Annotated in this window: 10 protein-coding genes; 7 read left to right on the forward strand and 3 right to left on the reverse strand. The window is 67.4% G+C overall.

The annotated features are described in order from the left end of the window. Positions 1–32: 32 nt before the first annotated feature. Positions 33–1,442, reverse strand: a complete 1,410-nt coding sequence (locus AC5P9I_RS11790) for a nicotinate phosphoribosyltransferase (RefSeq protein WP_088476102.1) — start codon at positions 1,440–1,442, stop codon at positions 33–35. A 64-nt stretch (positions 1,443–1,506) separates the two neighbouring features. Then, positions 1,507–2,556: a bifunctional nicotinamide-nucleotide adenylyltransferase/Nudix hydroxylase gene (locus tag AC5P9I_RS11795; protein ID WP_049465432.1), complete on the reverse strand. Its 1,050-nt coding sequence runs from the start codon at positions 2,554–2,556 to the stop codon at positions 1,507–1,509. 193 nt (positions 2,557–2,749) lie between these two features. Here AC5P9I_RS11795 and AC5P9I_RS11800 point away from each other — a divergent pair, with 193 nt between their 5' ends. Both AC5P9I_RS11800 and AC5P9I_RS11805 read left to right on the forward strand, forming a co-directional pair. Further along, positions 2,750–4,642 carry a patatin-like phospholipase family protein gene (locus AC5P9I_RS11800; protein ID WP_049465430.1) on the forward strand — a complete coding sequence of 631 codons (1,893 nt, stop codon included), beginning with the start codon at positions 2,750–2,752 and terminating at the stop codon, positions 4,640–4,642. Positions 4,643–4,685: 43 nt separating this feature from the next. Continuing rightward, entirely contained in the window at positions 4,686–5,123 is a 438-nt protein-coding gene (locus AC5P9I_RS11805) for a YfbO family protein (RefSeq protein ID WP_130768374.1), read from the forward strand. 158 nt (positions 5,124–5,281) lie between these two features. Here AC5P9I_RS11805 and AC5P9I_RS11810 read toward each other — a convergent pair whose 3' ends face one another. Then, positions 5,282–6,649, reverse strand: a complete 1,368-nt coding sequence (locus tag AC5P9I_RS11810; protein ID WP_049466250.1) for a helix-turn-helix domain-containing protein — start codon at positions 6,647–6,649, stop codon at positions 5,282–5,284. A gap of 115 nt (positions 6,650–6,764) precedes the next feature. On the opposite strand from AC5P9I_RS11810, the gene AC5P9I_RS11815 reads away from it, so the two are divergent. From AC5P9I_RS11815 to mmsB, 5 genes are read left to right on the forward strand one after another with little or no spacing between them, the layout of a single operon-like run. Then, positions 6,765–8,270, forward strand: a complete 1,506-nt coding sequence (locus AC5P9I_RS11815) for a CoA-acylating methylmalonate-semialdehyde dehydrogenase (RefSeq protein ID WP_049466247.1) — start codon at positions 6,765–6,767, stop codon at positions 8,268–8,270. Positions 8,271–8,284: 14 nt separating this feature from the next. Further along, a complete protein-coding gene (locus AC5P9I_RS11820; RefSeq protein ID WP_049466245.1) occupies positions 8,285–9,451 on the forward strand; it encodes an acyl-CoA dehydrogenase family protein in 1,167 nt (388 codons plus the stop codon). Beyond that, complete coding sequence (locus tag AC5P9I_RS11825) at positions 9,448–10,245, forward strand: enoyl-CoA hydratase (protein ID WP_049466243.1); 798 nt, start codon at positions 9,448–9,450, stop codon at positions 10,243–10,245. The genes AC5P9I_RS11820 and AC5P9I_RS11825 overlap by 4 nt, the downstream gene beginning before the upstream one ends. Continuing rightward, the gene (locus tag AC5P9I_RS11830; RefSeq protein ID WP_495217386.1) at positions 10,242–11,417 is read left to right on the forward strand and encodes an enoyl-CoA hydratase/isomerase family protein; all 1,176 of its coding nucleotides are present in this window, start codon (positions 10,242–10,244) and stop codon (positions 11,415–11,417) included. Before AC5P9I_RS11825 ends, AC5P9I_RS11830 begins: the two co-directional genes overlap by 4 nt. Further along, a complete protein-coding gene (gene mmsB, locus AC5P9I_RS11835; RefSeq protein WP_049466239.1) occupies positions 11,414–12,304 on the forward strand; it encodes a 3-hydroxyisobutyrate dehydrogenase in 891 nt (296 codons plus the stop codon). The genes AC5P9I_RS11830 and mmsB overlap by 4 nt, the downstream gene beginning before the upstream one ends. The last annotated feature ends 136 nt before the right edge of the window (positions 12,305–12,440 follow it).

A 12,440-nucleotide genomic window follows, 5' to 3' on the forward strand; every position in this document is an offset into this window, starting at 1 on the left:
CCCGCACCGGGCCCTGACTCCCGCAAACGCCTTCAGCGTCCCGCCGCCGCCCGGGCCCGGATGTCGTCCAGCCGCTGGTCGTACAGCAGGCGCCCGTTCTCCCACACGGTCACCATCGCGTCCTCGAAGCCGACCGGCAGGGTGTCGTCGCCGTTGGCCGGCAGTGACACCGTATGCAGGCTGCCGTCATCCAGGCGGCGCAGCAGGCGCATGCGGCCACGCTTGCTGGTCTTGCCGGCATCGGTGACCGGATCCTTGTATACATCGACCCACTCACCGTCGACCCGTGCCGCCGAGCACTTCAGCGCGAACTTCTGCGTGTCGCGGTCCAGTCGCTGCAGCAGGGCGCCGCCCATGCCGAAGGCCACGTTGTCGGCCGCGTAACCGTCGCCCGTGATGCGCTGCAGGATGGCGCGGATCGTGTCGGGGTTGATGCCATCGCCCTGGATCACCCGCACGTGGTTGAGCACGCGATAGCCCTTGCCGTTGATCACGTGGCCGAACGCTTCATCCAGCCGCCGCAGGCTTTCGGCCACCACCTCCACCGGGTCGCCCGAGTCGGGACGGATGACCAGGGTGGCGCCCGAGGCGATCACTGCATCGCGCAGGGTGGTACCCCAGTGCTCGCTGATCGCGCGGTAGATGTCATAGCTGTCCGACACGACCGCTACGATCGCACCGGGCTTGCCGAACTGGCGCAGCATGTTGCGGTAGGCGTCCACTTCACGCTCGCGGCCCCAGCTGGTGATGGTGCTGTGCTCGGCGGCGGGAATCGAATAGCCGGCCATCGGCGCGTGATAGTGCGCGCGGGCCAGGCACAGGGCCGATACGGTATCGGTGCCGAGGAAGTTGACCAGGTGCGCGGCACCGCCGAGCGCGGCCGATTCCAGGCTCGATACACCGCGCGCGCCGAAGTCGTGCAGCTTGAACGGCAGCTGCCCCTGCGGATCGTCGCTGGTCTGCTGCAGGGACGCGGCAATCGTCTGCCGTGCGTGCCAGCTGATGGTGGCCACGGTGACCGGATACCACACGCGCAGCAGCAGCGTTTCCAGGTACGACGGCACCCAGAACGCGGCCGGATCGGTCGACTCGATCGTCATCAGTGCCTGGTGGGTGGGCACCACGCTGCCCTCGGGCACGGCACGGATGCGTACCGGCAGGTGGCCGCCAAGCCGGTCGACGATATCGCGCCAGCCGGTCTCGTTGAACGGTTCGCCATGCGCGGCGAACACCGCAGCAGCGTCGTCGATGTCGGCGTGGGTGACCGACCGCGCCAGTGCGTCCTTGAGGATCGCCTGCAGGCCGAAGAACACCGTGCGATCGTGCAGGCCGCCACGTGATTCGACGTAGAAGAACGTGGCATCGGTACCCGGGGGGTACTGCAGCCAATGGCTGGCCTTGTAGCTGTCGGTGTTGAGGAGAAGATTATCGAGGTAGTGCATGACGGAAGCTCCTTCGCGTCGGGTGGCACCAGCGGTCTATCCGCCGGTGGGGAGGCCGGGCCTGTCAGCCGCGGCCGAGGAAATACTCCAGGATGTGCAGGTGGTCTTCGAACAGCTGCGGGCCCATGTCCAGGGCTTCACTCACCGGTATCCAGCGCGCCTTGTCGGCGTCATCGCCGCCGCGCACCGGCGGCAGCTCGCCGGCGGGGAATTCGAAGTGGAAACCGTGGGTGATGGTGCGGCCGCGCTGGCTGCGGTCGGGGTGGTCGAAGACCTGCTGGCCCTTCAGTGACCCCTTCAGCACCGGCAGCGGGATCTTCAGCCGGGTTTCCTCGCGCAGCTCGCGCAGGCAGCTGTCGAGCAGGCTCTGTTCCTGGCCGACGAAACCGCCGGGCAATGCCCACAGCCCCTTGCCGGGTTCCGAGCGGCGGCGCACCAGCAGCACGTGGCCCGAATGCACCACCACCGCATCGGTGGTGACGAAGGTCGGCGCGTAGGGCGCATCCTTCCAGGCGGCCTTGTACTGTTCGATGAAGCGGTACTCGGCCACCAGCTGGGCATAGGCCGGCGCGCTCTTGCGGAACGCTTCGAGCATGTCGAACACCGGCGCCGGCACATTGCCACGCAGCATCAGCAATGCACCGTGGAAGTCCACGTCGCCGGCCTCGAACAGGTAACGCCGCAGTTCGGTGGCCGACAGCGTGGCGGTGTGCTGCACGTCCACCAGCGGCCACTGCGGGAACTCGCGCAGGTAGTAGCTGGACGCATCCTTGTCCATGCCGATCAGGCCGACTCTGGCATCGGCGGCGGCGCCGTCGTTGCGCAGGGCGTCAGCCACCTGGCGCTGCACGTTGGCGATCCACTGTGCTTCGTTGTACAGGTGGTCACGCAGCGGGCGGATCAGCAGGCGGTCGCCATGGCCGTCGAGGGCCGCCTGGATCATCACGGCACGTTCGGCCACGGTCCAGGGATTGCGGAGGCTGCGGGGGGTATCGGCAGAGCCGACCAGGAAGATCAGCTTGCGGGCCCGGCTCAGGGCCAGGCGGGCAACGGCGGCGTGGCCGTTGTGGAAGGGCTCGAATCGCCCGATGAAGACGAGATAGTCGAATTCCATGAGAATCCCTCATGTCGTTGTGGCAGCCGCGGGTCTGTCCCTTGGCTTGCTGCAGATGCTACGCCGATGGACGGGCCGGTCAAGCCTGCAGCCACGCTTTCTGCTGAACGGCGCATTGCGTGCGCGGACTGCGCCGTTGTTCTCAGGCCCTGAGAAGCCTCTGCGCCATACTGCAACCCACGCGGCGGACGGCATGCTCGGGGGCAAGACAGTGGCGGACAAGTACTGCGATCTGGTCATGAAAGGCGGCATCACCAGCGGCATCGTGTACCCCAATGCGGTACTGGCGCTGGCCCGCGAGTATCGGTTCAAGAGCATCGGCGGCACTTCGGCCGGCGCCATTGCGGCAGCGGTGGCGGCAGCGGCAGCCTGCGGTGATCGCCGCATGCAGGCTGGCGAGCAGCTTGCCGGCGACGCCGGCTATGGCGGGCTGTCGGCGGTGTCGGCACAGCTGTCGCGGCGCGGCTTCATCTACAGCCTGTTCCAGCCGGCGCGTGGCGCGCGCGCGGCCTATCGCCTGCTGGTGGTGCTGACCGGCAATGCCAGCCTGCCGCACAAACTGCTGTGCCTGGCCGTCGCCGTATTCGAGATCGCGCCGCTGGAAGTGCTGGTGTCGTTGGCGCTGCTGCTCGGGCTGGGCGGGTGGGGCGGTGGCTGGAGCGGGGTGGCCGCGACGCTGCTGCCGTCACTGCTGTGCGCGTACGGGGCTGGCGTCGCTGGCGCGGTGCTGCGGGTGGCACGGGTGGCGCGGCGCAACCTGCTGGGCCTGTGCAGTGGTCTCGGGCGCGATGCACGCAAGCCGGCATTGACCGAGTGGCTGCATGCGTGCCTGCAGCAGTTGTCCGGCAAGCCGCTGGATGCACCGCTGACCTTCGCCGACCTGCACGATGCGCCGCGCTATGCCGGTGAGCCGGACAGCCCGCATGCGATCAGCCTGCAGATGATCACCACCTGTATCTCGCACAACGAGCCGCGCACGTTGCCGCTGGGCGGTGCACAGTTCTGGTTCCTGCGCGAGGAGTTCGAACAGCTGTTCCCCGCCAGCGTCGTGCAGTGGCTGGTGAGCCAGGCCGGCCCGCCGCTGGAGGTGGATGGGCGGCAGTATTACCACCTGCCGCAGGGCCCGAAGCTGCCGGTGCTGGTGGCCACGCGCATGAGCCTGAGCTTCCCGCTGCTGATCAGCGCGGTGCCGCTGCATGAACCCTCACGCCGCGAACGACGCTGCGAACCGACCGCCCCTGCGGCCGACCCGGAGCACAACGTGGCCGACAGCATGGAGGGGCTGACCAGTGCCGGGCAGGCCTGCGGTCCGGTGATCACCGCCTTCCGCATCTGCTGGTTCTCCGATGGCGGCATCAGCAGCAACTTCCCGATCCATCTGTTCGACGCCGCCCTGCCGCGTTGGCCGACCTTCGCCATCAACCTGGTCTATCCGCAGCACGCCGAAGCAGTGAGCCAGGGCAGCGGCAGCCGGCAGGCGCTGGAGCATGCGGTGTTCCTGCCCACCGAAAACCGCCACGGCTGGCAACGGCATTACCAGTCCATTGCCACGCCGCTGGCCGCAGCCGAACTGGGGCGCTTCCTGTTCGCCGTCGTGGCGACCATGCAGAACTGGCGCGACCTGCTGCAGGCGCGCGCACCGGGTTATCGCGACCGCATCGTGCACGTCAGCCTGCAGGGCGACGAGGGTGGCATGAACCTGGACATGCCGCAGGAGGTGCTGACCCGCATCGCCGACAAGGGCAGCCTGGCCGGTGCGCGTTTCTGTTCGTTCTCGTTCGAGAACCACTACTGGATCCGCTGGCGCAACCTGGCCTCGGCCTACCAGCGCTACACGCTGGAGGTGGCGCGCACCGATGATCCGGCGCAGCAGGTGCTGGCTTACCGCGCGGCGTATTCGATGGTCGCCCGCGGTGAACCGTCACCGCCCTCGTACAAGCTGGGCTCGGAAGACAAGCGGCTGGCCTCGCAGCAACTGTGGGGGCTGATGGTCGAGCAGGGCCGCAGCTGGGACGACCTCGGCCCTGACCTTACCGATGGGGCGCCGCGACCGCTGCCGCAGATGAAGGTGACCCCGATCTACTGAGCGCGATCGATACAATCGTGCTTCATGTTGCAGGGAGCTGTGGATGTCTGCCCGCCAGGAACTGCTGGATCTGCTTGAACGCCTCGATACCCGCGACCCGGAGCACCTGCCGGTGGTGCCACTGGCTGCGTACTTCGAAGGCAATGATTTCGAAGAGTGCATCGCGCCCAACCAATGGGGTTTCGGTCGCCCGCCGATTGCCGAGCTGTACGCACGCCTGGCCGCGATCGCCGAAAAGCCTGAAGTGGAAGGTGTCTACGTCGGCCTGCACCAGGACTGGGGCAGCGCATTGGAAGACGACAGCGAATGGCCTGCTGCGGAGAACGTGCATGTGCTGACCAGTGCTGACGTCGAGACCGTGGAAGGCTGGCTGCAGGGTCTGGAATGCGACGGTGTGGGCGAAGGCTGGCCGTACGGCGAGCACGTCGACGCCCCCATACCCTCGGAAGACCACCGCGTGCTGACCGTGTTCTGGGACTAGTAGATCCACGCCACGCGTGGATGCATTTCGCGCACCGCCAGAATGTGCCCACCAAGGTGGGCACCCCACCAAATGGCGATATGCCCGCTTTTGCTTTTGAGGTTGCCGGCCAGCGGCCGGCACTACCGCAGGTGCAGGGCGCAGCCCTGCAAAACCCCCTATCGCCCCGGCAATTGCGCGAACGCGCGCTGCATGCAGTCCTCGCGCGGGCACACCCGGCAACCCGGCCCGATCGACACCGAGTTGCCCGGGCTCTGCACATCCAGCCCCAGCGAATACACCAGGCGTTCGGCATGCTGCAGATCGCAGCCCAGCGCCACCGCGAAGGTCTTGCGGGGCTGGCCATGGCCCACCGGGCCACTGCTGACCTGCCGCGCCAGCCAGAAATGGCGGCGGCCATCGGGCATGCGCGCGGTCTGGGTGAGGATGCGGCCGGGCTGGTTGAACGCCTCGTAGACGATCCACAGGGGGCACGATCCACCCACCTGCGAGAAGTGGAAGTCGGTGGCCGAATGGCGCTTGGACACATTGCCCGCACGGTCCACGCGGATGAAAAAGAACGGCAGGCCAGGTGCGCTGCGCCGTGCCAGCGTGCTCAGCCGGTGGCAGACCGCCTCGAACCCGACGCCGAACTGGTGCGCCAGCAGCTCGATGTCGTAGCTGCTGGCTTCGGCCGCACGCAGGAAACGCATGTACGGCATCACCAGCGCACCGGCGAAGTAATTCGACAAGCCAATCCGCGCCTGCGCGATGCGTGCCTCATCGGTAAAGCCGGCACGCGCCACCACCGCATCGATCTGCGGCAGGTAGCCGTGCAGGGCCAGTTCGGCGGCCATCTGGAACGCCTGCTGGCCCGGCTCCAGGTAGTCCGGCAGCCACAGCCGTCGCGTGCCCGCATCGTACTGGCGCTTCTCGCGCCCGGCCTGCAGCGCGGCCACTTCCACCAGCACGCCGTGGCGGTCGGCCAGCAGCTGGCGCAGGCGTGGTGCCACATGCCCGGGCGACAGCCCCCACTCGGCGAACAGGCGTTCGGCCAGTTCGTCCAGTTCGGGAATGTGGTTGTGCATGCGGTTGAAGAACTCGCGCACCTGGTCGCCGGCCGGCAGGGTGCTGCCGGCGCCGGGCTCGCCCAGCTGGAACTCCAGTGCGGCGGCGTGCTCGCGCAGCGCCAGGTGGCGGCGGTGCAGGTCCAGCAGCGCGCGGCTGACCTGCGGCAGGTTGCCGGCCAGCGCGCGCAGTTCGGTCGCACTGACCTCGGCCAGGCCCAGGTCGCGCAGGGTTTCGCCCAGTGCTTCCTGCAGGGCGGCGGGCTCATCGTCATCGAACAGCGAGGAAACGTCGCCCAACACCTCTCCCAGCTTCTTCTGCACCGCCGGTGTCAATGGGCGCTTGTTGCGCTCGATCTGGTTCAGGTAGCTGGCCGACAGCCCCAGCGCGCGCGCCAGATCGGCCTGGCTGTAACCGCGCTGCTCGCGCAGCCGCAGCAGGCGAAGGCCAAGTTGCCGTTGGGGGGCTGAATAATTCACAGAATTAACAGGAATCGTGAGGCGCATTGGCCAGATTAAGCGGATTCAGGCCGGAAATCGAGGTGAGTGTTGTGAATAATGCCAAGCATCTTTCGCACCCCGTGGGATTGTCGTCATGACTGTTGCAGCGCCCCGTATCCGCATGCTGATCGATGGCCAGTTCGTTGAATCGGCCACCTCCCACTGGCAGGACGTGATCAATCCGGCCACCCAGGACGTGCTGGCCCAGGTGCCGTTCGCCACTGCCAGCGAAGTGGACGCCGCCGTCGCCGCCGCCAAGGAAGCCTTCAAGACCTGGCGCAAGACCCCGATCGGCACCCGTGCACGCATCTTCCTGAAGTACCAGCAGCTGATCCGCGAAAACATGAGCGAGCTGGCGCAGATCCTCACCGCCGAACAGGGCAAGACCCTGCCGGACGCCGAAGGCGATGTGTTCCGCGGCCTGGAAGTGGTCGAGCACGCCGCCGCCATCGGCAACCTGCAGCTGGGCGAGCTGGCCAACAACGTGGCCAATGGCGTGGACACCTACACGATCATGCAGCCGCTGGGCGTGTGCGCTGGCATCACCCCGTTCAACTTCCCAGCGATGATCCCGCTGTGGATGTTCCCGATGGCCATTGCCACCGGCAACACCTTCATCCTCAAGCCGTCCGAACAGGACCCGATGGTCACCATGCGCCTGGTTGAACTGGCGCTGGAAGCCGGCATTCCCAAGGGCGTGCTGAACGTCGTCCACGGTGGCGAGGAAGTGGTCAACGCGATCTGCGACCACCCGGACATCAAGGCCGTGTCGTTCGTCGGTTCCACCCGCGTCGGTACCCACGTCTACAACCGCGCCTCGCTGGCCGGCAAGCGCGTGCAGTGCATGATGGGCGCCAAGAACCACGCCGTGGTGCTGCCGGACGCCAACAAGGAACAGACCCTCAACGCGATGGTCGGTGCCGCCTTCGGCGCCGCTGGCCAGCGCTGCATGGCCGCGTCCACCCTGGTGCTGGTCGGCGAAGCGCGCAGCTGGGTGCAGGACCTGGTCGAAAAGGCCAAGACGCTGAAGGTCAGCGCCGGCACCGTGTCCGGCACCGATGTCGGCCCGGTCATTTCCTGCAGCGCCCGCGAGCGCGTGGAAGGCCTGATCGCCTCGGGCGTGGAGCAGGGCGCCAAGCTGGTGCTCGACGGCCGCAAGCCGCAGGTGGATGGCTTCGAGAAGGGCAACTTCGTCGGCCCGACCATCTTTGCCGGCGTCACCACCGATATGCGCATCTACCAGGAAGAGATCTTCGGGCCGGTGCTGGTCATCCTCGAAGCGGACACGCTGGAAGACGCCATCGCGATGGTCAACAGCAATCCGAACGGCAACGGCACCGCACTGTTCACCCAGTCCGGCGCCGCCGCGCGCAAGTTCCAGGAAGACATCGACGTCGGACAGGTCGGCATCAACGTGCCGATCCCGGTGCCGGTGCCGCTGTTCTCCTTCACCGGTTCGCGCGCGTCCAAGCTGGGCGACCTGGGCCCGTACGGCAAGCAGGTGGTGCTGTTCTACACCCAGACCAAGACGGTCACCGCGCGCTGGTTCGACGACGAGACGCTGAGCCACGGCGTCAACACCACGATCAGCCTGAAGTAAGCGCAGGAGCAGCCATGAGCCACTCGATGACGACGGAACTGGACGAAGCACAGCAGGCGTACCGCGAGGCTGCGCGCGACTTCGCACTGGCCGAACTGGCGCCGCACGCCGCGCGATGGGATGCGGAGGGCATCTTTCCGCGCGAGGCGATCGCCAAGGCCGGGGAACTGGGCTTCTGCGGTCTGTACATGGACCCGGAAGTGGGCGGCAGCGGCCTGAGCCGACTGGACGCCGCCGTCGTCATCGAGGAGCTCGCCAACGTCGATCCGTCGACTGCGGCCTACATCAGCATCCACAACATGGCCTCGTGGATGGTGTCCACGTGGGGCCAGCCGGCGCTGCGCGACGCCTGGGGCAGCGACCTGTCTTCGGGCAACAAGCTGGCCTCGTACTGCCTGACCGAGCCGGGCGCCGGTTCCGATGCGGCCTCGCTGAAGACCACCGCCGTGCGTGAGGGCGACCATTTCGTGCTGAACGGCTCGAAGGCCTTCATTTCCGGCGCCGGGGCCACCGAACTGCTGGTGGTGATGGCGCGTACCGGCGGTGCCGGTGCCGGCGGTGTCAGCGCGATCGCGGTGCCGTCGGACCTGCCAGGCATCAGCTTCGGCCGCAAGGAAGAGAAGATGGGCTGGAACAGCCAGCCCACCCGCGGCATCACCTTCGAAAACGTCCGCGTGCCGGTCAGCCACCTTCTGGGAGAGGAAGGCGGCGGCTTCAAGCTGGCGATGAAGGGGCTCGACGGCGGCCGCATCAACATCGCCGCCTGCTCGCTGGGCGCCGCGCAGGGTGCGCTGGATGCCGCGCGCCGCTACATGGGCGAGCGCCGCCAGTTCGGCAAGGCGCTGGCCGAGTTCCAGGCGCTGCAGTTCAAGCTGGCCGACATGGTCACCCAGCTGGTGGCCGCGCGGCAGATGGTGCACACCGCCGCGCGCAAGCTCGATGCCGGTGCCAGCGATGCCAATGTGTGGTGCGCGATGGCCAAGCGTTTTGCTACCGATGCGGGTTTCAACGTCTGCAACGAAGCGCTGCAGATCCATGGTGGCTACGGCTACATCCGCGAGTACCCGATCGAGCGCCTGCTGCGTGACTGCCGCGTGCACCAGATCCTGGAAGGCACCAACGAGATCATGCGGGTGATCGTTGCCCGTCACCTGCTCAACACCGAAGAGGAACTGCGATGAAGGATTGGCGTACCCAGGAGCACGTGGGCCTGAAGGTCGAGGTCGATGGCCACACCGCCGTGGTCACTCTGAACAACCCGCCGGCGCATACCTGGACCGTGCACAGCCTGTCGGCGCTGCGCGACCTGGTCGGCGCGCTCAACGCAGACCGCGGCATCTACGCGCTGGTGATCACTGGCGAGGGCGAGAAGTTCTTCTCCGCCGGTGCCGATCTCAACCAGTTCGCCTCTGGCGACAAGGCCGCCGCACGTGAGGCCGCGCGCCGCTTCGGTGAAGCCTTCGAAGCGCTGTCCGGTTTCCGTGGCGTGTCGATCGCCGCGATCAACGGCTACGCCATGGGCGGTGGCCTGGAATGCGCGCTGGCCTGCGACCTGCGCATCATCGAAGACCACGCCCAGGTCGCGCTGCCGGAGGCCACCGTCGGCCTGCTGCCGTGTGCTGGCGGCACCCAGAACCTGCCGCGCCTGGTCGGCGAGGGCTGGGCCAAGCGCATGATCCTGCTGGGCGAGCGCATCAATGCCGAGACCGCGCTGCGCATTGGCCTGGCCGAAGAAAAGGTCGGCAAGGGCGAAGCCAAGGCACTGGCGCTGGAATGGGCGAAGAAGGCCGGCAAGCAGAGCCCGACCAGCATCGCCGCCTGCAAGACCCTGGTGCAGGCCACCCGCACCGGCACCCACGCCTCGGCGCTGGTGGCCGAGCGTGAAGCCTTCGTCGACCTGTTCGACACTGCCGACCAGGTCGAGGGCGTGACGGCCTTCCTGGAAAAGCGCGCCGCGCAGTGGAAGAACGCATGAGCACCGACACCGCTGCCGACGACGCACCGGTGCTGTTCGAAGAGCGCGTGGCCGGCAATGGCACGCGCATCGGCATCGCCACGCTCAACGCGCCGCGCACGCTCAACGGCTTCTCGCTGCCGATGGCGCATCTGCTGCTGAAGCAGTTGAATGCCTGGGCCGACGATGAAGGCATCGCCATGGTGGTGCTGCAGGGCGCCGGTGAAAAGGCGTTCTGCGCCGGCGGCGACCTGCACAGCCTGTACAAGAGCATGGTCGCCTTCCGCGAGGCCGGCCGCAGCGACATCCGCGGGAACGACTACGCCGCCGAGTTCTTCGACGTCGAATACCGCGTCGATTACCTCATCCACACCTATGCCAAGCCGATCCTGTGCTGGGGCCATGGCATCGTGATGGGCGGTGGCATCGGCCTGATGTCCGGCGCCAGCCACCGCGTGGTCAGCGAGCGCTCCAAGCTGGCCTTCCCGGAAATCACCGTCGGTCTGTTCCCCGATGTCGGTGGCAGCTGGCTGCTGCCGCGCGTACCGGGCAAGGGCGGCCTGTTCCTGGCGTTGACCGGCGCGCTGCTCAACCCGGGCGATGCCATCTACGCCGGCCTGGCCGACGTGCACGTGGCCGAAGAACGCCGCAGTGCAGTGTTCGATGCGCTGCTGCAGGTGGCCTGGTCCAATGACACCGTGCACAACCACGAACGCCTGACCCATCTGTTGCAGTCGCATGCCAGCGATGCCGCCACCGGTCCACTGCTGGCCCACGCGGTGCAGGTCGATGCGTTGTGCGAAGGCGATGACCTTGAAGCCATCGTTGCGCGCATTGCCGGCCTGCAGACCGACGACGCCTGGTTGCAGGCGGCTCAGAAGACCCTTGCGGCCGGTGCACCGGGTTCGGCACGGTTGGCGTACGAACTGCAGCGCCGCAGTGCCGGCCAGGACCTGGCCGCGATCTATCGCCTGGAGTACATCGTCGCCCTGCATTGCGCCGCCCACGGTGATTTCGCCGAAGGCATCCGCGCGCTGCTGATCGACAAGGACCGCAATCCGCAGTGGAACCCGGCCACCCTGGCCGAGGCCACCGGCGCGTGGGCCGACACCTTCTTCGCTTCCCCCTGGGCCGACGCTGCGCATCCGCTGGCCGACCTGGGCACTCCCCTTGTTGAAAGGAGCCTTGCATGAGCCGCATTGCATTCATCGGGTTGGGCAACATGGGTGGCCCGATGGCCGCCAATCTGGTCAAGAACGGCCACAGCGTGCGCGTGTTCGATCTGGTCCCGGCCGCGGTGCAGGCCGCCGTCGATGCCGGCGCCAGTGCCGCCGCGTCGGCGCGCGACACCCTGGCCGATGCCGAAGTGGTGATCTCGATGCTGCCGGCCAGCCGTCATGTCGAAGGCGTGTACCTGGGCGACGACGGCATTCTTGCCGCGATCCCTGCCGGTGCACTGGTCATCGACTGCAGCACGATCGCGCCGGCCAGCGCCCGCAAGGTCTCGGAAGCGGCCGCCGCACGTGGCCTGCAGATGATCGACGCACCGGTGTCCGGTGGTACCGCAGGGGCACAGGCGGGCACCCTGACCTTCATCGTCGGTGGCGAGGAGGACGCGCTGGAGCGCGCCCGCCCGGTGCTGCAGGCGATGGGCAAGAACATCTTCCACGTTGGCGCCAGCGGTGCCGGCCAGGTCGCCAAGCTGTGCAACAACATGGCGCTGGGCGTGATCATGGCCGTGACCGGTGAAGCCATCGCACTGGGCGTGGCGCACGGCCTGGACCCGAAGGTGCTGTCGCAGATGATGGCGGTCAGCACCGGCCGCAGCTGGGCCACCGAGGTGTGCAACCCGTGGCCGGGCGTGCTGGAGAATGCGCCGGCCTCGCGTGGCTACAGCGGTGGCTTCGGCAGCGATCTGATGCTGAAGGACATGGGCCTGGCGGTGGAAGCGGCGATGAGCGTCGGCGCCTCGATCCCACTGGGCGAAGTGGCGCGCAACCTGTACTCGATGAACCACCAGGCCGGCCGCGGCAAGCTGGATTTCTCCAGCGTCGTGCAGCTCATCACCAGCGAAACGTGACCTGGTAGTGCCGGCCGCTGGCCGGCAACCTCATGCCCCCCTGTGGGACAACGAAGGTGGGATGGGCGGATGTTCGGTTTCGACCGGCATCCGCCCATTTTTTTGGGGTGGGTTCCCTGGGGTCGGATCCCTCTCG

The sequence above is a fragment of the Stenotrophomonas sp. YJH_SMC_29 genome (assembly GCF_059371235.1).